The sequence below is a fragment of the Vibrio sp. 10N.247.311.14 genome, from assembly GCF_041467715.1.
Taxonomy (GTDB): domain Bacteria; phylum Pseudomonadota; class Gammaproteobacteria; order Enterobacterales; family Vibrionaceae; genus Vibrio; species Vibrio crassostreae_C.
Genome location: NZ_JBFSVE010000009.1, coordinates 15,839 through 40,800, shown reverse-complemented (window position 1 = coordinate 40,800; position 24,962 = coordinate 15,839). Strand labels below are relative to the sequence as shown.

The window sequence follows — 24,962 nt, the reverse complement described above, 5'->3', positions numbered from 1 at the left end:
TAGAGACATTTTGCGGATGTTCTATTTTATTCTAATGACTTGAGGTATTGCTTTGGTGTCATGCCTCGATGTTTCTTAAACATATGTGTAAAACTGTCTAGGTGGCTATATCCCAATTTGTGGGCAACTTCGTCGACAGGCATTGATTGGCTTAGCATCTTGACGGCTTTATTACTCAAGACAAAACCACACATTTCGGTGAAGTTATGGCCATACTTGTGGAATCTGCGTTGAAATGTTTGTGTAGATAGACCAAATAATTTCGATACTCTTTCGAGCGTCGGTAATCCAAAGTGACATGAGTAATTGATGGCCTCATAAACCAATTTAGTATCATCGCTTGGATCGGGCATATCTAAGCATCGATCCAAGTCCTCAAAATTTAAAGAAAAGGTTTGTTTGGTATCTTGATTTTCAGCCAGATTTGCCAAGCGTAAGTTGGAATGAAACCAGATCTCTGTTTGATGATGATTCCATGTTACGTCACAGCCAAAATAGTCTCGATATAGGTTCTCATCCGCACGCTCCCCAGAAAGTAATACGCGCATCGGAGCGAAATCTACCCCAAGGTATTTCTTCAATATCTTTAACATCAAAACAGCGACTCTAATACTGTCATGAACGTCTAAGTGTTCTGCGTCATACTGATTGTTGTAAGTCCACTTGATGATAGACCCCGCAGGTGCAGCAACCCAAAAAGCACCGGATTGAATACACCCCATGCCGTAATTTACCTTTCTTATCGTCGACATTAAGTCATGACCAGAGAACATCCATTGGCCTAATCCGCCCAAGTCTTCGACCCGGAAATGGCGCACAGCCTCGAGCATAAAGTTTGGATTTTTTGTATAGCATTCGAGTTCTTCATAAAGCTGAAATACCTCAGAAATGGGCAACAGGTTCATTGTGTGATTAAACGCGGATTGGGGAATTGTCTGTGGGGAGATTGGATCTGAATAATATTGATTACATACGTTGTAATACAAATTCATCAGGCTATTTACCCTTATAAAGTAAGTTGTGTTGATAGTCATTGATCCATCCAAACCTCTGTGAATTAGGTCATAAACATAGCATAAATGACGTAATTTAACGAGTTTTAACAGACCCCAACGATGTTAGTTAACATCAAATATATCGGTAAAGTAGTGGCGATAATATTAGTAACAATGGTGTTAACTACAATTGTTGATAGCTGTAAATACTGAGTTGAGTAAACCCCAATACTATTTTTTGAGAACCATAAATAAATTGGATGGAAATTTTTAATCATGGTTTCAGCGTCTTTTAACTTCAGAGAATTAAATAGAGATTAATTAATGACACATACTCCTAAGATAGAAAAAATTAGCGTGTTTGATCGTATTAACGCATCGGCACTGATGTTATTGACTTCTGAATATAAAAGCTTGGAGCAGTTGCGAAGAAAAAACGACTATCCAATGTTCCCAACATTTGAAACGACACCATCCATGCCAATAAAGCGAACCAAGATAAATGGTGTCGATATTCGATACGCACATTCTGAAGCGATTGGTAAACCGACTCTTGTGATGCTTTCCCCTTTTCCTCAAAGCATTCTTGCGTATGCCCCTATCTGGAGTGGGTTGGCTGAACACTACAACCTATATGCTTACGATATGCCTGGGTTCGGCGGAAGTGCGGGCGGGATTGAATACATGTCTTTCAAGGCTCAAGGCGACTTTTTAAAAGAATTCTTAAATCATTTGGATATTCAAGAACCACATTTATTGGGGCCTGACGTTGGTATGCCCGCGATCGTTTACTACGTGGGCACATATGACAATGATGTCAAAAGCTTATTGATAGGCGATGGTCCAGCAATTAATCCTTCGTCAAATGCAAGCGCCATCCGAAAAATGGTCGACTCATCGTTTTGGCGCACTGTTTTTAAAGTGACAGGGGCTGGCTCTTTAGTTCAAGGCTGTATCAAGGTTTGCTATACGAACTATCGCCCCAATCAAGAAGAGATTTCCGACTATATTGCTTCTTATCGCAATCGAATTCCTGCCGTCATGCAATGGTTTAAAGATTACCCAAAAAGTCTAGCAACGGTTGATCCATTGCTCGATAAAATAGAGTTACCCACTCAGATATTTTGGGGAGAAAACGATGCAATTCTTTACGTCGATAATGGAGAACGTTTAGCTAAACGTATGTCGAATGCTGAGTTAACAGTATTCAAAGGCAGTGGTCATTTTTGTTATCAAGATAGGTATCAAGAGTTTTCGGTAATGGTGAAATATTGGATTGATAAGACGCAATAACAGTTAAATGACTGAGTAAATATGATTGAAATGGAACTACGAGAAGGTTCATGCTCAATAAAAGTGAATGTCGATTTATTGAGCGCCTTTCGAGCTTTTTACCACTTCTATCCTCATCCCTTATCTAAAACTAATCAAGGCATGGTAAATGCAGAAGCTAACCCTTTTAGCGCTAAGTTGTATTCTATTATTAGGTTGTTCTATCAATAAGGTAGCCGAAGAAAAAGACCACTTCGTTGATGATTATATCGAAATTAATAAACACAATATTAAAGACTTACCTCAGTTGTTAAATGCTATCGCGTTTGAATATTCTAGGTTTGCCAATCAAGCTGAATAGCCGCTTTTTGCCCTCGCTAACAATTATGTTTCACGATCCTGTTTTAGAGTCGAGCCTGGTACATAAAGAGCATTTGAGTACGTTAGGCATGCCCTTAAACGTCTCGCTATATATAGACGAAAATGGAGATCCTAACGTGATTGGAGTGAAACTCGTCACTCGGACGTGAGTTACAGCGTTAGCTTTAAGGTTGAGGGTATATAACAATATGATGCAGCTTTGGTGCCTTCTTCCTTGAATGCCTAGGCTTCCTCTATCTGTACACTCAATGGCCAATATTTGAAGAAGTTATCACCTAGAAGTTTTAAAATCATTTGTACGAAGGGTACTGTTGAAACATTTCAGCGATCTCCTCGTAAATCAGCTCTTCACGTTCCTTAGAACTCATTGAGCGAGTCAATTTCCGGCTTGAATTCGCGGTCCATACAACGATGTTGGTTTTATCATCGATCAGTTCTACAACCAATTGTCCGTACGTCTGTTGGTGATAATTTTGTGGAGTGGACATTCCCCCACGGAAATTGTTCCAACCATAGCCAATACCAAATGACGAGCCGGAAGACACAAGTTCAGATGCTTGCTGAAGTTGGTAGCGGACGTATAGGTCGCCTCCGTCCTCTACAAATGAAACCCCTGTGCGGCTCATTTCTTTAATGATCGCACTTTCAATCCTGATTGAGTCGATACTAATCGGTATTTTGTTCTTCTCTTCTGCCGCAGTCCCGGGCGAGCTGAAATCATAGGTTTTATACATTGAGAAATCGGTTTGCTTATCGAAGTCAGTATTTATTGTAGAGCAGGCAGCTAGAGGAAGCGTTAATAATATGGTGGTTAGACGAAGCATTTTCTATCTTCTTGGAAGGTGGTTTGAAATGAAATTTTCTTCTGAAGGTGATTATACTTGTCCGGTATTCGATACTTTATGTTCGTTATATTCAGTCAATCTGATAGTAAAAGTGACGCGATTAATCGTATTTTAACTTTATTGTTCAAGGGCGAATTATATTGAACTGGATAAAGAGAATCATTAACGTGATGATTAACTCGCTAAGAAAAATTCCAACTATTATAAATGGTGAATTTTTACTTTCGGAAGCAGACGATATCTTAATATCCCTTGTTGATGAGGAAGGGAATTTGTAGATAAAGCCCCACGCGATTGACACGTGGGGCTCGGTGTTTCAGCTCAGCGTTGAGCGATTAACTCAGATTACCGTCAATATCCAACTGCTTAAGCTGAGCCTTTCTTAATATTGCGGCTTTCTGACTGTACGTTTCGGTACATTTTGGAAAGCTGCTTATTGTTAGCGCGTTGCTCTGCAAGAGAAGCGCCGTTTCTTGCTTGCTCTCTCAGTAGCTTTTGATAGTTAGTAAATCGTCTTTCAGACAGTTCACCACTCTCAATGGCAGCCCTTATCTTGCATCCCGGCTCTGATTCATGATGACAATCAGAGAAGCGGCAGTGCATTGCTAACTCTTTGACGTCTGAAAAAGTTTCACTCACGCCTTCAGCGCAGTCTGCAAGTTGTAGCTCTCGCATTCCTGGAGTGTCGAGAAGCAAGCCACCTGATGCGAGCAAGTGGAGTGATCGTGATGTGGTTGTATGACGACCTTTACTGTCGTCTTCACGAATACCACCAGTTGCCTGCGATGCTTCACCTAGCAATGAGTTAACCAAAGTCGACTTACCCACACCAGAAGAGCCCATTAGCGCGACGGTCTTGCCGGTTTTACACCAAGGTGACAGTACTTGGGTTGAGCCTTGATCTAGGCTATTGACCGCTTCGATCATCAGCATCGGGTCTAAGCTTTGTACCTGTTGTACTTTGTCTTGGTAGTCGTCACACAAGTCTTTCTTCGTCAGGACGATAACCGCTTCAACTTGTGCTTCATTTGCGAGTGCCAGGTAGCGTTCAATGCGACTCAGATTAAAGTCGTTGTTCAATGAAACCACGATAAACACTGTGTCGATATTGGCTGAAATATATTGTTCAGACACACGACTGCCCGCAGCTTTTCGGCTAAAGAGCGATTGGCGTTCTAGTAAGCGATCGAATTGCAGTTCAGAGTTCAATATTACCCAGTCGCCAACGGTCATTGCCGGTTGGTTTTGGTGGATGGGTAGAACAATTTCACCTTGCTCTGACGCTAATGTATAGCCATTGCGGTGATGTGCGACGATACGAGCAATGACGGAGTGATCATAGTCTTCGAGTGTCAGTTGTTGTTGGAATACAGGTTGCCATCCAAGTTGTTGAAGTGACATTGGATGAGAAAATGCGTTTTGTGAATTCATGTCTATTTACCCAGACGTGCGAGCTTTCTTTTCTTATGAGAGCATTAACTTCTTGTGAGATCTCTTATTGTTGGTGAGATCAGAAGCGTTAAAAGCTAAAAAAGCGTCGAGACGTCAAAATTGCTTTAGAGTTTGGGTCGAATTCAATAGATAGGACCCCGGATTGATTCATGCATAATGAGCATGCTTTGACCATGTGCGATCAAACGTAAACCGGGTAAAAGTGTGCGGTAGCCAGCTGGTGGCTTAATGTTGGTAGTTCGAGATTAAAGTTTGATTAACCAAACAAATTAACGCGTTACTTTTACTGCCAGTTTTAGTGTTTTCATTACAATCATCTTCTATTCTCCTTGGTTTATTAATGTGTTCAGGCTTTGAATAAAAAGCGCGCTCAGTTTAACAAAAAGCCACGATGGCGAGAAGTCATCGTGGCTTAAATTATTTTATCAATTGTGAATACGATTAATGATGGTCGTGGTTCATCTTTTTCATGCCGCTCATCACTTTCTTCACTGGTGCGTCGAAGGTCTGTGTTTCACCATTGGCAAAGGTCAGTATCATCTCGATTTGCTCACCTTCTTTTAGGCTACTTTTTAGGTCGAACAACATGATGTGTAGGCTGCCAGGTTTAAGTACCGCTTCACCGTTTGCAGGGATGGTGATTTCTTGAACTTGGCGCATTTTCATAACATCGCCATCAATGATTACATCATGAAGTTCTACTTTACCTGCTGCAGGTGTTGTTGCAGAAACAATAGCGCGATCTTTATCGCTGTGGTTTATCAGAGTCGTGAACACCGCGCTGTTCACTGCTGAAGGCGGGGTTGCACGAGCGTACGCGTCATGAACCATAATATCGCTACTAGCCTGAGCAAAAGGGGTTAGCAATAAGCCTGCTAGAGCAAGTGCTTTTAACTTCATGTTGTTGTCCTTAATTTTTATGTTTTTGGTCTGGGACCTGACTTTTTGTTCGAACTTTATTAGTTAAGTTCTTTGTTTTTACGTTTTACTGCGTCAGCTTGTTGATAGCCTCAACAATTGGTGCTGGCGTTAACGTATGCGGCACTTTGGTAATCAAGGTACCGTCGGGCTTTAAAAAATAAAAATATGAGCTGTGGTCTAGGGTGTATTCCAACTCTGAACCTTCAAGCTTGGTCTTTCTGAAAATAACGCCGTAGTTATGAGCCAGAGTCGTTGTGACATCCAATGGACCACTTAGTCCTTCCATCATCGGGTGGAAGTATTGCGCGTATTCATACGAGGCTTCAGCGGCATCACGTTCAGGATCGAGAGAAACAAACATTGGGCGAATCTTGGCTTTTGCTTCATCAGAAACTTGGTTAAGTGCTCCGGCCAACATAGCCAAAGAAGTGGGGCATACATCCGGGCAACGTGTGAAACCGAAGTAAACGATACGAATTCTGTCATCGGTTTGGTCAAAGATTTCCGTTGGTTGGTTGTCTTTGCCGAAAAGAGTCGTTGCGGAGAACTCTTGTTTTGCAGCGTGTTGTTCTTGAACTTCGTTTTGCCCATCAAGATAGCTTTTGACACCAAAGCCAAGTACAAAAGCGACAACCAATGCTAACGACCAATTTCTACTCATCTTGCCATCCTTATTGCAGGGTTTACAGTATCGACACCATCAGTGAGTTCACCGATCCATGTCATTTTATCTAAAGTACATACAGGTAAAATCACATCACCTTCATAGGTATTGTTGCCAATGCTCTTTAATTGAAAACGCGCTGATCCCATTTCCATTTCTAAACCTGTGAGCGATAACACCAGTGTCTCAGATGCAGCACCTTCCCAAACTACCTTTATCTTTGTGGGTAGAAGAGGTTGCGCGGTTTCTCGGTCAAGCGACATTGAAATGGATTCCTGCTCACACGATGTGGTTGAAAGCATGCAGTAATCATCCAAGCTGACGTCGGCAGTTGAGTGCTCCATCGCTGATTTAAACTGCTGAATTGCTTGCGGCCCATAAAAGCCTGCCACGAGAGCGATCCCAACAGCAGCAACCTTTAATGCAGAGTGCATGTCGTGTTCTCATTTAATTTTATAAGAGCGGCGATGTTATCACACCCCTCAATACGTGCTTGTATCAAAAAGCAATTTTGTGCGTATGGTAGAACTAAAAAAGCGAAGCCATTGGCTTCGCTTTTGTCTGTTTAATAGATATGTGAGCTTAGTATTTCTAAGCATTATCCGTTCTAAACGCTTTCCAGAAGCTGGCTGAATGATTAGTCAGCATTACGCTCTGCAAACTTCTCCAGGCCTAAAACCAATGCAATCGCAGCAAACATCATCACAATCGCCATGACCAACTGAGAAGGCTGAGAGGTTACCGCTTCAAAATCAAACGGTGATAGGTTTTCTTGAATCAGAGGAACTTGTTCACCTTTTGAGTTTGTGCGCCAGCTGATGGTCTCTTTCCAAGGCCAGATCTTAGGCAGCGTACCGATCATCAAACCGGTTAAGAATACCAATGTGAAGTCGCGGAATGAACGCAATAGCCAAGACAGTACATGTGAGAAAGTCAGCAGTCCGATCACACAGCCCGCAAGGAATAGCGCAAGTATATCGACTTGAAATGATTTAACGGCGCCAAGCACGGGGCCATACATGCCAATCAGGAGCAGAATAAAGCTGCCTGAAATACCGGGTAAAATCATCGCGCAGATAGCAATCGCACCCGCAATCAATACGTTGATGCTGGTTGGTTCCATTTGCAGCGGTTTAAGCACGGTAATGCTATAAGCGAAAGCAACGCCAAGCAGCAAAAACACGAAGCGAATCATATCGCGTTTCTCTACTTGCTTAAGAATATGGAAAACCGAGACCAAGATCAGGCCGAAGAAGAAAGACCACAGTGGAACAGGGTGGGTGACTAATAACCAAGAAATCAATTTTGCGAATGTCGCAATGCTCGTGAATACGCCCGCGAACAGTGAAATTAGGAAGAAACCATTGATGTGATTAAACGCGGCTTTGAAGCCTTCGAGTTTCCATAAGCCAAGTACGCTAGGGTTAATTCTGCGAATGCTTTCTAGCAGCGTATCGTAGATACCAGTGATGAATGCGATGGTTCCGCCCGACACGCCAGGTACAACGTCTGCTGCGCCCATTGCCATGCCTTTGAAAAAAGTACTTAAGTAGTTCATTGCTTCATAGAGTTGAGGATGATTTTGTGCAGTATACAAACTTTAGTGTAAAAAAAGTATGAATATGCTTTTGGGGAAGGGCTTTTATTACTCTATTAATTGTAAGGCAATAAGTTGAAGTGAATATTTGCCTAACATTTAGATAACAACCACTTAGTGATTTGTCATTAAGAGCAGAGATGAAACTGATCCCTTATCGATATTGCATCTTGGTTGCAATATGCAAATGCACTTTGCAATTCGCATGACAAATTCATGGTTTTTATGCGGTGCAGGGCTTATAAAACGTCGAATAAAAGTTGGCACGCTAACTGCATTATATACATTGACCCTTCTTAAGCCGAGGGTCACCTAGCCAACTGACGTTGTTAGTGAACTTATGATTTGTTCACAAATATATAGAGCCAATCGCGATTATTGCGGTTGGCTATTTTTTTGCCTGTCGTTTGGTGATCGTCTTTTTACTTTTCCCATTCCTACATTTTTAGGTTCTAAACTTCAGATGAAAAAAAAGCCAGCCACCATCGGTGACTAGCTTATGTTTTCTCGAATCAATCTCGAATCTCGAATCTCGAATCTCGAATCTCGAATCTCGAATCCGTTTTAGTACCCCATCAACTGCAGCAAGTTCTCCGCTGTGCTGATTGCTTCTTTACGGTTAGCAATGTTGAGCTTTTGGTAAAGGTTACGGATGTGAGTCTTGATTGTGGTACCCGCTACATCGAGTTCTTGAGCGATCTGCTCATTACTGAATCCTGAGTAGATCAGACCAAGTACTTGCCATTCACGCTGGGTGAGTGGGCTAGTACGCACAAGCTCAGGAATGTTCGGGTGATTAACCAAGTTCTCAACAAAGTCTTCATCGAAGTGAACCGAGCGGCTGCGTTGGGTCGCGGAAATATCTTTCATGATTTGTTGTGCGCGGTGACGTTCTAAATCACCTAAGCCTGGCTTGTTGCTCAACTTATCCAAGATATGCCCGATAGTCCCACCGTCTACCAAGAAGTTACCGACCATACCGGTTTGGTTAGTCATATGAAGCGCTTCTTCGAGTAGTATTCGTGCGCTGTCTTCATCGTTAATTTGTGTACGTAACACGGCTTCAACGATCAAGTTGCGGTTGGTGTCTGTAATCAGGTGCGAACGCTGGGCTTCACTCTTAAGGAAAGTCAGCGCTTCTTCGGCGTCTTCATACTGCTCAAGGATGATGTGAGCACGAACGATGTTTCGCCACTGAAGTTGGCAGAAGTGGTTACTTGCCGATTCAGGTCGAACAGCCACACTCAGCCAATCACGGATAGCTTCTTTATCGCCTTTTACTTGCCAGAACAGAATCAAAGAAAGAGAAGCATTTGCCGTCCAATCTACGTGGTAAGTCGATTGACGCAATAGGTGCTGAATCTGGTCGATAAATTTCGACGCTTTATCAATCTCACCACGGCTCAATGAAATACGAGCCAACATAGAATAGCTGTGCAGGTGTTTACTCGGAGAGTGGTGACCAAGGATATCTAAGCCTTTGTAGCAACACTCTTCCGCTTCATCTAGTCGGTTCCAACACCAGAAGATCTGAGCGCGAACACGCAGCAAGAATTCGTGCAGAGGTACGTATTGCAGCTGATGTTCTTCAATCAATTTGAATGCACTGTCTTGTAGCTCAAATGCAGCTTGAACATAACCTTGAGCAATCAAGATTTCGCTTTGTTGCAGAATCGCCCACAGGGCCTGATGGTAAACCTGATACTGACGTGCCAGTTTTTCTGTTTGTTGCATCATCGGTAGCGCACGGCTTAGGTTACCCATTACGTGATTCACTTCGCCCACAACCGAGGTTGCGACAATGCGGCTACGATAAACGGTGGTGTTCAACTGACTCAACGAAAGCTCAGCCAATTCCAATGCTTTCTCAGGCTCATTGCTGTTGATGGCAACTTGTGCGCGTAAGGCGTTGTATTGGCCTTGCTGCTGAGTATCGAGTTCAATGTTTCGCGCTTGATATTGAGTCTCAGCCTCTTCCAACAAAGTACCCACTTGGTCATAACGGTGCTGACTTTGTGCAAGCCAAGCGCGCAACATCGAAAGCTTTGGCTCACTGTATAGTTGATCTGTGGTTAGCTGTTTGATCGCCATTTCTAATGACGAAAGCTCACCTTGGTTGAACATCGGCCAACCGTGCTCAGTCAGGATTTGAATGATCAGTTCTGGATCTTCAGCACGCTGTGCGTGACGTAGTGCTTGGTGTGGTGTGTTTTGCTTGATCCACGCTTTTGCAGCACTTCGATGCAGTTCAGCTTCTTGCTGAGGAATTCGAGCTTGGCGCTCATGTGCGAGGAATTCACCAAACAAGTTATGGAAGCGATACCAGTTCTTTTCACCTTCAAGCGGGTAGATGAACAAACCAAAACGGTTGAGTGATTCGATCATACCTAACGCATCTTCACGCTGTGTAAGTGCACACACAAGCTCATCGTTGAAGTGATCAAGCACAGAACATTGCATCAAGAACTGTCGGGTTTCTTTGTCTAGCAGGTCGAATACTTCTTCAACCAAGTAGTCCCAAAGATGGGCGTGGTTAAAGTGAGAGAATGACTCTGCGGACTGTGCAAGAGTGCGTTTTTGGTGTTGTGCTTGTAGCGCGATAAGTTGTAGTGCAGAAGGCCAACCTTCTACATAACTACAAATGCTATCTGCCGTGGTGTCATCAATGCCGTCGGCTACGCGTTGGTTGAAAAAGCGTGTGGTTTCTTCGGTATCAAACGCCAACGAGTCATTACCTAATTCGATCATTAAGTCACGAACGCGCAGGTTTGCTGTACCAAGTGGTGGCGTACCACGACTGGTGACAACCAACGTTAGGTTATCGGGCATGTGTTTGAGGAAGAAGCGCATGGCTTCGTGGATGTCGTCATTGTTGACCAAGTGATAGTCATCCAACACCAGAAAGCACTCGTGATGGAATTCCGACATCTCGGCAAATACTTCACTTAATAAAGAATGCAGCGATGAAAACTGTCGCTTTTCTGCCAGTTTTTGGGCATTCGGACAGGCATTTTGAGTCGCTTTATTAAGTGATTGAAGTAGGTAGTTGATAAAGCGGAAGGCATCATTGTCGCTATCATCAATGCTGTACCAACCCACATTAGGTTTATCTACCAACCATTGTGCAGCCATGGTGGTTTTGCCGTAGCCCGCTGGAGAGCGGAACAACACAAGCTTATAGCAATCTGCATTGTGAAGCAGATCGAGAACCCTAGGTCGTAGGATTGCATTATGTAAGCGGCCGGGACGAGTCAGTTTCGAAGGGATCCACATATCGAAGTTTTACACCTATTCCGTGGCTATGTTCTGGAATATCCCAATCTATCGTTGAGTGCACTCCAATGACATGAGCCTAATTACTTAAGTCTTTACTCATATTACGTGAAGCCAAACGTTACCGACTACGATCCTCCTCAGAAACCTTGCACTCCTGCATGTTTTTGGGTGTCTACGCCCTTTATTTGAGACTTTGCTCACGTTGCGGGTTGGTTTGTGAATGTGACTTCGTTCATCCCTACACGGGAATCAATGCAAAAGATGAGAGTTGGAAATTATTTTCGTGATCTGAAACTCAGATTTGGCAATGACTTTAAATGGGTTAAATAAAAGTCACATCAATTGAAGTTAAGTTATCGAACGGGAGCTTGTGATCTTAGTCACTCCAAGTTTTTGTTCGCAGTCAGAACATGAGAGTCAGATCACTAACCCTAAGTCGGTACGCCCCCTACGCCCTCCCATCTACTCCTAGTCAGTTGCATTAGCGGGAGGATGTTTAGTTTATGGTGACCATGCACGATATGTCACAGATGAATTAGAACTATTAAAAGCGAGATTTCTGAAATGAAACCAACTCAGCAAAAAACTTTCGATAAAGTGTCATTCCAAGAGAGTGTTAAGAAACATTTATCTGCAACCTACGCAACAACGATTGAAAACGCAGATAGCCGCGCATGGTACCTAGCAATGGGGCGTGCGCTAGCAGAACTCACAACATTTGATCTGTTAGAAACTGAAAATGACGAAAAAATTAAGAACGCGAAGAGCGTTAACTACCTATCACTTGAGTTTTTGATTGGCCGTCTAACAGGTAACAACCTGATCAGCATGGGTCTATACGAACAGATCACTCATGCAATGGAAGAGCTAGGTCAAAACCTAACTGACCTTCTAGAAGAAGAACGTGACCCATCACTAGGTAATGGTGGTCTTGGTCGTCTAGCTGCTTGTTTCATGGATTCTTGTGCCGCTCAAGAATACCCAACAGTAGGCTACGGTCTTCACTACGAATACGGTTTATTCAAGCAGTCTTTCCAAGACGGTCGCCAACAAGAAGCACCTGACGCATGGCGCGGTGTTGAAGGTTACCCATGGGAAGTGGCTCGTCCAGAACTAGCACAACACATTGGTTTTTACGGTCATGTAGAAGTTGAATTCATCGACGGTAAAGAAGTACGTACTTGGGTTCCAGGTATGGAAGTGAAAGCAATGCCTTGGGATCTACCTATCGTAGGTTACGAGTCAAACACGGTTTACCCATTGCGTCTTTGGGAATGTCAGGCAATTGCACCATTCTCACTAGCAAGCTTCAACAACGGTGACTACTTCGAAGCGCAACACTCGCTAATCGATGCAGGTAACATCACTAAAGTACTTTATCCGAACGACAACCACGAGAAAGGCAAGACTCTGCGCCTAATGCAGCAGTACTTCCACTCAGCAGCGTCTGTTCGCGATATTCTACGTCGTCACGAAGCAGCAGGTTTCTCTCTAGAAGATCTGCCTAAGCAAGAAACGATTCAGCTTAACGATACGCACCCAACTATTGCGATTCCTGAGCTAATGCGCATCTTGATTGACGAGAAAGGTCTATCTTGGGACCAAGCATGGGAAATCAGTGCTCATACGTTCGCATACACGAACCACACACTACTTCCTGAAGCACTAGAGACTTGGTCTGAATCACTGATCAACCGTCTTCTTCCACGTCACATGGAAATCATTTTTGAAATCAACCACCGCTTCATGCAAGAAGTTCGCAAGATGTGGCCTGGTGATGGTGAGAAGCAAGCGAAGCTTTCTATCATCCAAGAAGGTTTCCACCGTATGGTTCGCATGGCAAACCTATGTGTGATTGGTTCTTACAAAGTAAACGGTGTAGCTGCGCTTCACTCTCAACTGGTTAAGAAAGACTTGTTCCCTGAATTCAACGAAATCTTCCCAGGTAAACTGACTAACGTAACGAACGGCATCACGCCACGTCGTTGGTTGAAGTTCTGTAACCCAGGTCTATCTGCGCTAATCACGGGTAAGATCGGCACTGAATGGCCAGCAAAACTTGAGCAGCTAGAAGGCATCGCTAAGTTTGCAACAGACGCGAAATTCCAAAAAGAATTCATGGCTGTTAAGAAAGAAAACAAACAGCGCCTAGCTGATTGGGTTCAAGAGAACATGGGTATCGAGCTAGATACTAACGCTATCTTTGACGTTCAAATCAAACGTCTTCACGAATACAAGCGTCAGCACCTAGATTTGCTACACATTCTATCTCTGTACCACCGTATTCTTAACGAACCTGGTTTCGAGTGTGAGCCACGCGTATGTTTCTTCGCAGCGAAAGCAGCACCGGGTTACCACCTAGCGAAAGAGATCATCTTCGCGGTTAACAAGATTGCAGAGAAGATCAACAACGACCCTCGCATCGGTAACAAACTGAAAGTGGTATTCATTCCTGACTACCGTGTAAGCATGGCTGAAATCATCATCCCTGCAGCAGACGTTTCTCAGCAAATCTCACTAGCGGGTAAAGAAGCATCTGGTACGGGCAACATGAAGATGGCTCTAAACGGCGCGCTAACTATCGGTACGATGGATGGTGCAAACGTTGAGATTCGTGAAGAAGTGGGTGATGAAAACATCTACATCTTCGGCCTAGACGTTGATGGTGTTCAAGCTCTGAAAGCTCAAGGCTACAACCCATACGACTACTACAATGCAGACCCACTACTGAAAGCATCTCTAGACCTACTGACTGGCGATGAGTTCACTCCAGGTCAACCAGGCCTTCTACGTGCAACGTTTGATAGCCTGCTAGACGGCGGTGACCCTTACCTATGTCTTGCTGACTTCGCATCTTACGTGAAAGCGCACGAAGACATGGGCACGCAATACAAAGACCAAGCAGGTTGGGCTAAGAAAGCAATTCTTAACACAGCATTGGTTGGTAAGTTCACATCAGACCGCTCTATCCGCGACTACGTGAACAACATCTGGAAACTTGAAGCGGTTAACCGTTAATACTTCCAAAGTAGCCAAGGCAGTTTCTGCCTTGGCTCAATTAGCTTGTGAGCAAACGAAAGGCTTAAAGGTTTCGTTTATAAACAAGCTGCTTACAAACCGATTGTCACAAGCTAATTGATTAGTAAAAATTAAATTAACAACCCTACAAAATAGAAAGCGTCAGAACGTTTTCGGAGAGAGCGATGAAAGAACAGACCGTATTAAAACAAGTCGCAGAAATGGCAAACATTGCCGACAGTTACGTTAGTGCGTGGGGCGATGAAGCACAAGTATCAGACGAGACGATCACGTCTCTATTGGCTTCGTTGGGCTACGATACAAGCAGCGATGATGCACTGCTTAAGTCAGCAGAAAGAAAACACAAAAAAGATGTACTAGACCCAGTTCTTGTCTTGCGTGACGGTGAGCCAGTAGAAGTGGCGCTTAATCTAGGTGTAAGTGCTCGTGAAAGTGAGTTCAGCTGGCGCTTAGAAACCGAGCAAGGAGAGGTACTTGAAGGCTATCTTCAATCTCAAGTCATTCGTGACGAGCGTGCCGAGGGTGGCCCTTTAGTGTTTGCATTGCCAAGTGATTTGGCATGGGGTTATCACAAGCTCATTGTGAGCCGTAAGCGCCGTAAGAAGCCTTACGAGATGACACTGATTATTACGCCAAAAGCGTGTTTCAAGCAGTCACCAATCGAGCAAGGCAAAAAGCTTTGGGGACCCAGTGTTCAACTTTATACCCTAAGAACTCAGCATAACTGGGGTATTGGTGATTTCGGAGACCTAAAACAGCTTGTTGCGGATATCGCTTCTCGTGGTGGTGACTTCGTTGGTCTAAACCCAATTCACTCATTGTTCCCTGCGAACCCTGAAGGTGCGAGCCCATATAGCCCATCTTCTCGTCGCTGGTTGAACATCTTATACATTGATGTGAGTTCAGTTCCTGAATTTGCACTAAGTGCAGAAGCACAACAAACAGTCGGCAGCGCAGAGTTCCAACAGCGTCTACAAAAAGCGCGTGAAGCACACTGGGTAAACTACACCGAAGTGTCTGAGCTTAAGATGAGCATCTTGCCTCTGCTATTCGCAGAATTTAAGACTCGTCATCTAGACAAAAACAGCGACCGTGCACAAGCGTTCTTAGCCTTCGTAGAAGAGGGTGGCGATAGCCTGATGCATCAAGCGGCGTTTGATGCTCTACATGGTGAACTGCATGCAGAAGATTCTGGCATGTGGGGATGGCCGGTATTCCCTGAGAAGTACCGTACATTCGACAGCCCAGCGACACAGAAATACATCAAAGAGAACTTAGAAAACGTTCATCTGTACATGTACCTGCAATGGCTAGCAGATTGCCAGATCAACGATGCACAGTCTCTTGCAGAAGAGAAGGGCATGGCTGTTGGCCTGTACCGTGACTTAGCGGTAGGTGTTGCAGATTCAGGCAGCGAGACTTGGGCTGACGAAGGCAACCTAGTGATGGATGCGAGCATTGGTGCTCCACCTGATATTCTTGGTCCTTTGGGTCAGAACTGGGGTCTACCTCCGTTAAACCCAGAAGTGCTTCAAGAAACAAGCTACGACGCTTACATCAAGCTACTTCGTGCGAACATGAAGCACTGTGGTGCACTGCGTATCGACCACGTTTTAGGTCTACTGCGCTTGTGGTGGATTCCAAAGGGTGAGAACGCAACTAAGGGCGCGTACATCTACTACCCAGTACAAGATATGCTGTCTATTCTGGCGCTTGAATCTCACCGTTACCAATGTAGCGTTATCGGTGAAGATTTAGGAACGGTACCGGATGAGATTGTCGACATCCTTGCAGATGCTGGCGTGCACTCTTACAAAGTGTTCTTCTTCGAAACATCAGAAGATGACGGTGGTTTCATCTCACCAAAACACTACGCATCACAATCGATGGCGGCACTGTGTACTCACGATATGCCAACGCTTCGTGGCTTCTGGCACTGTGATGACCTGAAAATGGGCCAAGAGATTGGCTTATACCCAGATGCAGAACAATTAGAAACCTTGTTCGATGACCGCCTAGAGTGCAAGCAAGGTATCTTAGATTCAGTAGCATGGCATGGTTTCCTACCAGAAGGTGTGGGCCGCGATGCGAGCCAAGTACCGATGGACTCTTACCTTGCTGAGGCACTTCAACTGCACGTAGCGGCTGGTGGTTCAACACTACTGAGCGTTCAGCTAGAAGATTGGCTAGAGATGGACAAGCCAGTAAACATTCCTGGCACGGTTGATGAATACCCTAACTGGCGTCGTAAACTATCAATGAACTTGGACGAAATATTTGCTCACGAAGGCGTTAATCGTATCGCTTCTAAGCTGACTGACGTTCGAGAAAAAGCCGGTAAGTAATGACGTGAGTGACTTGAAATTAGGTGGTTTTTTGCTTACGCCGTACGAAACTACAACCTCGGTCACTCAATAATGAATGCTCATCTGGTAGAATAAACCGTCGTTATATTGCCCGCACTAATAGCGGGCATTTTTGTATTATGTTTTTTGGATGTTTGGTTAGGGAGAAACGTTTTGGAACTAAGTTCGATTTCAAAGCAAAAACAAATATATACCCAACTATCACAGGCTTGTTTCACAGACCCATTCGCGTTTTTAGGGCCATACCTACCTTCTGAGCAAGGTGCATTACGTGTGTGGATTCCTGGGGCAGATAAAGTCGAGTTGATTGTTGGAAAGGAACCTCGTATTGAGTTAGCGCGAGAGGGTGAAAGTGGTTTCATTCTTAAGCAAGAGAGAGACTTACGTTTTACTCACTATAAGCTTGCGGTTGATTGGGCTGGCGTAGAACAGATCATCGATGATCCTTACCAGTACCACGATCTGTACGCGAGTTATGAAGATCTTCATACACCGAAAGATATGTATCATCACATGGGGGCTCAGTTTATTACGCTAGAGCGTGATGGACAGACGATTTCAGGTACGCGTTTCTTGGTGTACGCACCGCATGCAACTGCGGTAAGCTTGGTGGGTAACTTCAACGCTTGGGATGGTCGCCGCCACCCAATGCAACGCCTAGATTACGGTATGTGGGGCTTATTCATTCCTGAACTGGAAGAAGGCGCTCAATACAAGTTTGAATTAAAAGGACCAAATGGCGAAGGCTTACCACACAAAGCTGACCCATGGGGTTTCTACTCTGAGCAATACCCATCGTTCTCATCGGTAACTTACGATCACGCTCGTTACCAGTGGCAAGATACTCAATGGCAAAATCGCCCGGTAACGCAAAAGCGCAAAGAAGCGCTTTCGTTCTATGAATTGCATGCAGGTTCTTGGAAGCGTAACGCTGAAGGTGAATTCTTAAATTATCGCGAGCTTGCGGCAGAGCTGATCCCATACCTAACGGATCTTGGCTACACGCACGTTGAACTAATGCCAGTTTCAGAACATCCATTCTACGGTTCTTGGGGCTATCAGCCTGTAGGTCTATTTGCACCGACTAGCCGTTTTGGCTCTCCAGATGATTTCAAATACTTCGTCGATCAATGTCACCAAGCGGGTCTTGGCGTTGTTCTGGACTGGGTTCCTGCTCACTTCCCAAGTGATGATCACGGCCTAGCAAACTTCGATGGTACGCCATTATTCCATGATCCAGATCCACGTCGTGGTTGGCATCAAGATTGGAACTCGTACATTTACGATTTAGGCAAAGAGCATGTTCGTCGTTTCTTAGTTTCTAATGCACTGTACTGGTTCGAGCAATTCCACATTGATGGCATCCGTGTTGATGCGGTTGCTTCGATGTTGTACCTCGACTATTCGCGTAGCCATGACCAATGGATCCCGAATGCGGATGGCGGCAACGAAAACTACGACGCTATCGCAACCCTTAAGTGGATGAACGAAGAAGTGTATAAACACTTTCCGAATGCGATGACGATTGCTGAAGAATCAACGGCTTTCCCTGGTGTTTCAGCACCGACTTTTATGGGCGGCTTAGGCTTCGGCTTTAAGTGGAACATGGGTTGGATGCACGACAGCTTGTCTTACATTCAAGAAGACCCAATCAACCGTAAATATCACCACGATACGATTACCTTCCCACTGGTTTACGCACACAGTGAGAATTATGTATTGTCTCTGTCTCACGATGAGGTGGTTTACGGTAAAGGTTCTATCCACAACAAGATGCCTGGTGATGAATGGCAGCAAACGGCAAACCTACGTGCTTATATGGGTTACATGTATGCGCAACCAGGTAAGAAGCTGAACTTCATGGGTGCAGAATTTGGTCAGACGGCTGAATGGAACCATGACGACCAGCTGCAATGGTTTTTGCTGGATTACGAGCGTCATCAAGGTGTTCAGCGTTTAACGAAAGACCTGAACAATCTGTACCGCTCTGAAGCTGCAATGCACGATCTTGATTTTGATCCGAAAGGCTTTGAATGGCGTCTACAGGACTCTGCTCAAGCGAGCATCTTAGCTCATGAGCGTATCAGTGAATCAGGCGAGCGTGTATTGGTGGTTTCTAACTTTACCCCCGTTCCTCATGAGCACTTCCGCTTAGGTGTTCCAGCACAAGGTCAGTACTCTTTGTTATTGAATACAGACTCTGCGGATTATGCAGGCAGTGGCTTTGAAGTGAAGCCGGTTGCTGAGGTTGAATCAGTAGAAAGCGAAGGCTTAGACACATCGATTGAGCTGCGTTTACCACCGTTATCGACCGTTTTTTACAAGCTAAATTAGGTCTATTAGTTGAAGTAAGCGATAACTAAAAAGAAAATGGGAGCCGAAAGGCTCCCATTTTTGTATTTATAACGTTTGGTCTAATGCTGCTTGAAGTTCGTGAGATAGAACATTGAACGTCCTACGACAGTCTCAAGGATTCGAACGGAATCAAGCCCAAAGCTATTAAACATTATCTCGCGGAATTGACCATCTGAACTGATGTTAAACTGTTCAGGGCTCTTGACCTGGGAGGCATGGAAAAACATCAATTTGATCACGAATCGAAATTGATCATTATCTAGAGCGTTTTGCCAAGATTGAATGAATACTTCTTCCGATGAGAACTCTAGATTCTCTATAACAATTGATAGCATGTGTTGGTGTAACGCTGATCGGATAGCGCGGGTCGATGGATAATAGCCCTGAAGCGTCGTCAAACTAATGCCAATTTCTTGAGCAATCCTTGCATAAGTTAGTGCTTCATGTCCTTCAGCCAGAAAAAGGTTTAGTACGATCTCATCGTAGTGCTTTTGATTTTCTAGTTTCTGTACTTGAGTAATTCGAGCCATTACAAATCTCTATTGATTGTAACATTCTGTAAAAGAGTATATTAAGAGCTTATGAATTAAATCTCAAACTCCAAGGGTAAATAACTGGTCAATTTATCGTTAAATATAGTCAGTATTGTGTCATTGGTTCAATTATCAATCAGATTTTGGCATAAACAAAAACACCGCCCTATTGAGCGGTGTGTTATTTAAAGTCTTTGTTTATCTATGCTAATTCAGATGACTAGAACGGATACCAAAATAACTGCGGCTCTAGAATGCGTTTCGCAATGGCTAACACCACGATAAAAGCGATGACACCTAAACAAACAAAGTCGATACGTTTCAAAGGTGCATAGCTATACCAAGTGCGAGCTTTGTGTCGGCCAAAACCTCGTAACGTCATTGCGTTAGAGATCTCGTCTGCTCGGTCCAAGCTAGAGAAAATGAGCGGGCCTAGAACCTTAGCCACATTTTTGATTCGAGTAATTAGAGGCGCTTTCTTTGAGAGCTCTACACCACGAGCCTGTTGAGCATGCATGATATTGATGAAGTCTTTCTTAACTTCTGGCAAGTAACGCAGTGTTAAGCTGACCGCATAGGCGATCTTGTAAGGAACACCGATACGGTTGAGGCTAGCTGCAAACTCAGTCGGATGCGTTGTGAAGACAAAAATCAACGCTATCGGGAACATGCTCATGTATTTGAGCGTCACAGTAACCAAGTAAAACAGAGTCTCTTGGCTCAACGAGTAGTTACCCGGCAATGTCAGCAATAAGGTTTTGCTGCCGATGAGCTCAGTACCTTGCTGTGGAGCCAGCAGATACATGAACAAAGCATTTAGGCTCAATACACTCGCCGTACCCAATAACAGAGGCTTATATACGCGTACAGGCACATTGGTCAGCTTTAGCAGGTATAAACCAGTCACAATAAGCAGTGCAATCAATCTTAGGTCGAACGTAGTTAAGACCACGGTTACCCAAGCTAAGAAGAGCGCAAATTTGGTGATGCCGTTAAGTGCATGAAGCGGTGATTTTGTATCAATGTAATTGATGCCGAATTTTACTTTTGATACGTTCATTGAGCGCTTCTCTCGTAGTCGATGAAGTACTGCATGAATGCGTTGGTGTCGTCGATTTTCATCATAGTCGCGAGTTCATAAATGCTGGTGGTACAAAGATTTGCGCGTTCTAACAGCGATGGCTGACTGAATACTTCCGTCATCGCGGCATTGGCAATCAGCTTGCTGTCAGCAATGACAATTGAGCGTGTGGTGTACTCTAGAACAAGGTGCATGTCGTGTGAAATGATCACGACGGTGATACCTAACTCGCGGTTAAGCTTTTGGATAAACGCCAGCATTGAGGTGTAGTTGCGGTAATCTTGACCCGCTGTTGGTTCATCCAAGATCAGAAGCTCTGGCTCCAATACTAAGATAGAAGCGATCGTTACGCGTTTTTTCTGACCGTAGCTTAGCGCTTCGATTGGCCAGTGGCGGAACTTGCTCAAGCCACACAGCTCAAGAACGTTTTCCACCTTCTCTTTGATTTCCTGCTCTGCAACCCCACGATTACGCAGACCGAATGCAACTTCATCAAAAATCATATGATGAGAGATCATATGATTTGGGTTCTGCATCACGACACCGACTTTCTGGCTTCTTTCAAAGATAGAAAGCTCAGATAGGTCTTCACCATTTAGATAGGAAGAGCCTGAATCGGCATCGATCACACCCATGATGAGTTTAGTGATGGTAGATTTGCCTGAACCGTTTTTGCCTAAGATTGAAACGAACTCACCCTTACCAATCTTAAAGCTGACATCTTCGAGAGCGTTCTTTTCACCATCGTAAGAGTAAGTCAGGCCGTGGACCTCAAGCAAAGGTTGGTACTGCTTCTCGGCAACTGGAGTCGGCCGCTCTGCAAACCAAGCCTGAACCGCAGGGCGGAATCTTTTGTAATCGAGAGCTTTGAGGTTTGATAGCTTATCTTCACTGGTCAAAGGTGCTTTCGCTGCCTTCAGAGCAGATAAATAAAGTGGTTCACGAATACCGTGTGTTTCAAGCAGTTCAGAAGCTAAGATTTCATCGGGTGTCATGTCCGCGACAATTTCACCGCGCTCCATCAAGATCACTCGATCGATATCGCGATGTAGTACATCTTCAAGGCGATGCTCGATGATGACTATAGTCTTGTTGGTTTCTTTATGAAGTTGGTCGATGATTTCGATAGTCGCTTTACCCGTTTTCGGGTCAAGGCTAGCCAAAGGTTCATCAAACAACAGGATGTCAACGTCATCAACTAAGATGCCCGCTAATGACACGCGTTGTTTCTGGCCGCCGGATAAATCATGTGGCGAGCGATCAAGCATATCTGCTAAGTCGACCATTTTTGCTGTCGACTTAACCAGAGGGTACATATCAATGTTCGACACTAACTGATTTTCCAGTGCGAATGCGATGTCTTCGCCAATACTCAAACCGACAAATTGGCTATCAGTATCTTGTAATACTGTGCCAACCTGCTCGGTATAGTCGTGCATAGAAAAATCAGAAATGTTCTTACCGTTGATCTCTAGAGAGCCAGTCACCTCACCTTTGATAGCATGAGGGATCAGACCGTTAAGGCATTGACCTAGGGTAGATTTACCACTACCGCTTGGTCCAATAATGACGATTTTCTCTCCTTTCTCTATCCTTAGATTGATATTTTTTAGTGTCGGTTTATCCAGCGACTCATATCTAAAAGAGAAGTTCGAAAATGCTATAGTCATTATCGCTTATGCCTCAGTCAGGTTACGGCTTTGTTTGTTGCGTTTAGCGACTGATTTTAGGATCAGTAAGCCAACAACAGCGATCAGAACGGTGTTACCCGCAGCAATGATAGAGAGTTGAGTGAAGACTTTAGTAAACGGTTCTGCATAAAGGATGGTATCTAGGAATGCAGAGCAGCCGTAACCAACCACATTACCGGCAAGGGCAAGTACCACAAACAGCGCGAAGTCCTTCATAGGCAACTCACCTTGCTGAAGGCGGTTCTTGGTCAACATCGGGAATAAGCCGATAACCATGCCTACGATACCTGAGCCTAAAACCCAAGTTAACCACACACCCCAGCCTGCGAACAGATCCGTTACCCAGTGACCGATAAAGCCAACTAAGAAGCCAACAATAGGGCCGAACAAAACAGAAAACAGTGCTAGAACTGCCATTGCTGGTTTCAATGTCGTGTTAGCAAACACTGGGACACCAAACATAGGTAAACCACCAATGCCGTACAGTGCCGCGCCAATGGCGATAACGACCACTGTTTTAGCTGAAAAGTTCATAGATAACCTCGAATACTGAAAGATAAAGCTTAATAAAGAACGAATATTCACCATTATTAATATGCGTCTCAATGAGAACGTTTTTTGGGCAAATATAAAAAATAAGGCGCGCATTATACAGTAGAACCCTTCCATAAGGGAAGGTAAGTGTCTAGATGTCTAAAATTCCATCTGAACACCTAAATATCGTGTAAAAAGCGTAATTTTACGGTTAATCTAGCAACAAAAAAGCCAGAGCGAGTCTGACTTTTTCATTCGTCTTAACAATGTGTTAAGCGGGTTCGTCACGTACCTTTGACCGTTTAGTGGTCTAGGTATAGATAGTTTTGCCAACTCTTCATGCGAATAAGGACCTTGCGCATGATTGAAACGTGGGTGAAGCTGTCAGAATAAACGGCAACTTCAACCGCGGTACCCATAGGTAAATGGTAGTCAGACAGGTCATCAGTGATGGTCATTTTAGCAAATACGCGTCCATTAGTACGAAGTGCATTGGTACCAATAAGTGTCCCGCGCGCTTGAATTTGACTCTCACCAATAGCTGGGATTATTTCATCAATGCGTCCTTTGAAAATCTTGCCTGGTAGTGCTCTGAATAAAAATTCAGCTTCGAAACCAGGATGCAGTCGTTGCAATGAGTTTTGTCTGAATGCTGCGATGTAGTATTTTTCTTCCGTATGGACAAATGTCATGACAGGAGCAAGAGGTAGCGGTACAGCCATTACGCCTGGACGCAGTGCTAGTTGTGTAACATATCCATCCGTTGGTGCTCTCACGACCGTTTGGTCAAGGTTGAATTGAGCCTTACGTAAGTCTGCAAGTAATCCTGCCACTGCGGTGTTCTCGCCACCAATTTCAGAATTTAGAGCGATCTGAGCTTGTTGTTGACTTGCTTCTGCTACTTTTACTGCTGCTTCCGATGCCTTATAAGCTTGTCTACGAGTATCCAATTGTTGTTCGGTAAACGCACCACTTTCAAAGCCACGCTTATAACGAGAAAATTCGCGTTGCGCTTTGTCTCTTTCTGCAATCGCTTTGATTTTAGCTGCTTCAGCTTCAGCAACTTGAGATTCAAGCCCAAGTGCTCCTTGGCTTGCTTCTTTTACTTTCGCTTCGAGCTTAGCGACTTCTGCTTCAAAAGGGATAGGGTCAATTTTAAAGAGGATGTCTCCTTTCTTTAAAGGAGAATTCGCCTCAACAGGAACCTCAATGACTTTACCTCTAACGCCTGAAACAATTGGAGTCGTTGAGTAAACTTGGTTGCCAAGTTGTGTGAAAGGATGGTTGTAGTTCATTAATAGGATCAATGTTCCTACGATGACCACACCACCGAGCACTGCGGTAGGCACTGTCCATTTGTTTAGTGGGATATTAAATACTTTGAAAATAGTGATACAAAGTGCCGCGTAGGTCATTATCAGTAGTAAATCCATTACTTAGCCTCCTGATCTTGAACGTTGTTTGACTCTTTTTTTGTGCTGCTTTGTTTAGTATTTGCTTGTTTGAGCTGTGCGATCTCTTCTTGAAGGGTGCTAACTTGATCGATTAAAACATCCACTCGGTGATGAATATCGTGCTGCTCTTCTTCGAGTTTTTCGAAGCCCCAGCCTCGGTCTTTCCGCCATAATGTTGCCCAAATCCATAGAAAGGGCCAAATTGTGTGCAAAGTGAATAGGCTAACCCAGCCTGAGACGTGAATTGCGTCTTGGTGAGGATGATTACGTTCTTTGGCTATTTCATAAGGGATATCGTGAATAACGATGATGCCGTAAAAGATGACTAGAGCAACGAAAATGAGTAAGCCGAGTGCAAAGTAGTCTAAAAACATAACAGATCCTTGTAATGTTAGATGTTAGTTATAAATATAGTACGTTATCATCCAAGTAATTGTTATAAAAATGATTTGCTGAGTTATAAATAATGAGTGTTCGCTTCTAATGTGAGCAAAACTATTGACGAA

The 24,962-nt window shown here is 44.1% G+C and carries 19 protein-coding genes; 5 read left to right on the top strand and 14 right to left on the bottom strand.

Going from position 1 to position 24,962, the window contains the following annotated elements; all coding sequences use genetic code 11:
- Nucleotides 1-26: 26 nt before the first annotated feature.
- Nucleotides 27-1,034 carry an AraC family transcriptional regulator gene (locus AB6F11_RS05045; protein ID WP_017081817.1) on the bottom strand — a complete coding sequence of 336 codons (1,008 nt, stop codon included), beginning with the start codon at nt 1,032-1,034 and terminating at the stop codon, nt 27-29.
- A gap of 285 nt (nt 1,035-1,319) precedes the next feature.
- Between AB6F11_RS05045 and AB6F11_RS05040 the strand changes: the two genes are divergently transcribed.
- The gene (locus tag AB6F11_RS05040; protein ID WP_102394267.1) at nt 1,320-2,288 is read left to right on the top strand and encodes an alpha/beta fold hydrolase; all 969 of its coding nucleotides are present in this window, start codon (nt 1,320-1,322) and stop codon (nt 2,286-2,288) included.
- Nucleotides 2,289-2,436: 148 nt separating this feature from the next.
- Nucleotides 2,437-2,628 carry a hypothetical protein gene (locus AB6F11_RS05035; RefSeq protein ID WP_102394268.1) on the top strand — a complete coding sequence of 64 codons (192 nt, stop codon included), beginning with the start codon at nt 2,437-2,439 and terminating at the stop codon, nt 2,626-2,628.
- Between the two features lie 310 nt (nt 2,629-2,938).
- Here the strand turns inward: AB6F11_RS05035 and AB6F11_RS05030 are convergent, their stop codons facing one another.
- The 7 genes from AB6F11_RS05030 to malT form a co-directional block, all read right to left on the bottom strand.
- The gene (locus AB6F11_RS05030; protein WP_102394269.1) at nt 2,939-3,472 is read right to left on the bottom strand and encodes a DUF4136 domain-containing protein; all 534 of its coding nucleotides are present in this window, start codon (nt 3,470-3,472) and stop codon (nt 2,939-2,941) included.
- 387 nt (nt 3,473-3,859) lie between these two features.
- Complete coding sequence (gene rsgA, locus AB6F11_RS05025; protein WP_102398414.1) at nt 3,860-4,924, bottom strand: ribosome small subunit-dependent GTPase A; 1,065 nt, start codon at nt 4,922-4,924, stop codon at nt 3,860-3,862.
- 462 nt (nt 4,925-5,386) lie between these two features.
- A complete protein-coding gene (locus tag AB6F11_RS05020) occupies nt 5,387-5,845 on the bottom strand; it encodes a copper chaperone PCu(A)C (RefSeq protein ID WP_017064234.1) in 459 nt (152 codons plus the stop codon).
- Nucleotides 5,846-5,930: 85 nt separating this feature from the next.
- On the bottom strand, nt 5,931-6,527 hold the full coding sequence (locus AB6F11_RS05015; protein ID WP_004732104.1) for an SCO family protein: 597 nt from the start codon (nt 6,525-6,527) through the stop codon (nt 5,931-5,933).
- On the bottom strand, nt 6,524-6,964 hold the full coding sequence (locus tag AB6F11_RS05010; protein WP_017061864.1) for a hypothetical protein: 441 nt from the start codon (nt 6,962-6,964) through the stop codon (nt 6,524-6,526). The genes AB6F11_RS05015 and AB6F11_RS05010 overlap by 4 nt, the downstream gene beginning before the upstream one ends.
- A gap of 203 nt (nt 6,965-7,167) precedes the next feature.
- Nucleotides 7,168-8,088, bottom strand: coding sequence for a DUF368 domain-containing protein (locus AB6F11_RS05005; RefSeq protein ID WP_102321107.1), 921 nt, complete (start codon nt 8,086-8,088; stop codon nt 7,168-7,170).
- Between the two features lie 603 nt (nt 8,089-8,691).
- The gene (gene malT / locus AB6F11_RS05000; RefSeq protein ID WP_017061867.1) at nt 8,692-11,400 is read right to left on the bottom strand and encodes an HTH-type transcriptional regulator MalT; all 2,709 of its coding nucleotides are present in this window, start codon (nt 11,398-11,400) and stop codon (nt 8,692-8,694) included.
- A gap of 567 nt (nt 11,401-11,967) precedes the next feature.
- On the opposite strand from malT, the gene AB6F11_RS04995 reads away from it, so the two are divergent.
- From AB6F11_RS04995 to glgB, 3 genes are all read left to right on the top strand, one after another.
- On the top strand, nt 11,968-14,421 hold the full coding sequence (locus tag AB6F11_RS04995; RefSeq protein ID WP_017064238.1) for a glycogen/starch/alpha-glucan phosphorylase: 2,454 nt from the start codon (nt 11,968-11,970) through the stop codon (nt 14,419-14,421).
- Between the two features lie 185 nt (nt 14,422-14,606).
- Nucleotides 14,607-16,787: a 4-alpha-glucanotransferase gene (gene malQ, locus AB6F11_RS04990; protein WP_017067441.1), complete on the top strand. Its 2,181-nt coding sequence runs from the start codon at nt 14,607-14,609 to the stop codon at nt 16,785-16,787.
- A gap of 174 nt (nt 16,788-16,961) precedes the next feature.
- A complete protein-coding gene (gene glgB / locus AB6F11_RS04985; protein WP_102394045.1) occupies nt 16,962-19,142 on the top strand; it encodes a 1,4-alpha-glucan branching protein GlgB in 2,181 nt (726 codons plus the stop codon).
- An 80-nt stretch (nt 19,143-19,222) separates the two neighbouring features.
- On the opposite strand, the gene AB6F11_RS04980 is transcribed toward glgB, so the two are convergent.
- The 6 genes from AB6F11_RS04980 to AB6F11_RS04955 form a co-directional block, all read right to left on the bottom strand.
- On the bottom strand, nt 19,223-19,693 hold the full coding sequence (locus AB6F11_RS04980; RefSeq protein WP_017072409.1) for a TetR/AcrR family transcriptional regulator: 471 nt from the start codon (nt 19,691-19,693) through the stop codon (nt 19,223-19,225).
- A 223-nt stretch (nt 19,694-19,916) separates the two neighbouring features.
- A complete protein-coding gene (locus tag AB6F11_RS04975; protein WP_017064241.1) occupies nt 19,917-20,756 on the bottom strand; it encodes an energy-coupling factor transporter transmembrane protein EcfT in 840 nt (279 codons plus the stop codon).
- On the bottom strand, nt 20,753-22,447 hold the full coding sequence (locus tag AB6F11_RS04970) for an ABC transporter ATP-binding protein (protein ID WP_017064242.1): 1,695 nt from the start codon (nt 22,445-22,447) through the stop codon (nt 20,753-20,755). Before AB6F11_RS04970 ends, AB6F11_RS04975 begins: the two co-directional genes overlap by 4 nt.
- A 6-nt stretch (nt 22,448-22,453) precedes the next feature.
- Nucleotides 22,454-23,002: an ECF-type riboflavin transporter substrate-binding protein gene (locus tag AB6F11_RS04965; protein ID WP_017066579.1), complete on the bottom strand. Its 549-nt coding sequence runs from the start codon at nt 23,000-23,002 to the stop codon at nt 22,454-22,456.
- A gap of 302 nt (nt 23,003-23,304) precedes the next feature.
- Nucleotides 23,305-24,435: an HlyD family secretion protein gene (locus tag AB6F11_RS04960; protein WP_017061874.1), complete on the bottom strand. Its 1,131-nt coding sequence runs from the start codon at nt 24,433-24,435 to the stop codon at nt 23,305-23,307.
- Entirely contained in the window at nt 24,435-24,830 is a 396-nt protein-coding gene (locus AB6F11_RS04955; RefSeq protein WP_017061875.1) for a DUF3302 domain-containing protein, read from the bottom strand. Before AB6F11_RS04955 ends, AB6F11_RS04960 begins: the two co-directional genes overlap by 1 nt.
- Between the last annotated feature and the right edge of the window lie 132 nt (nt 24,831-24,962).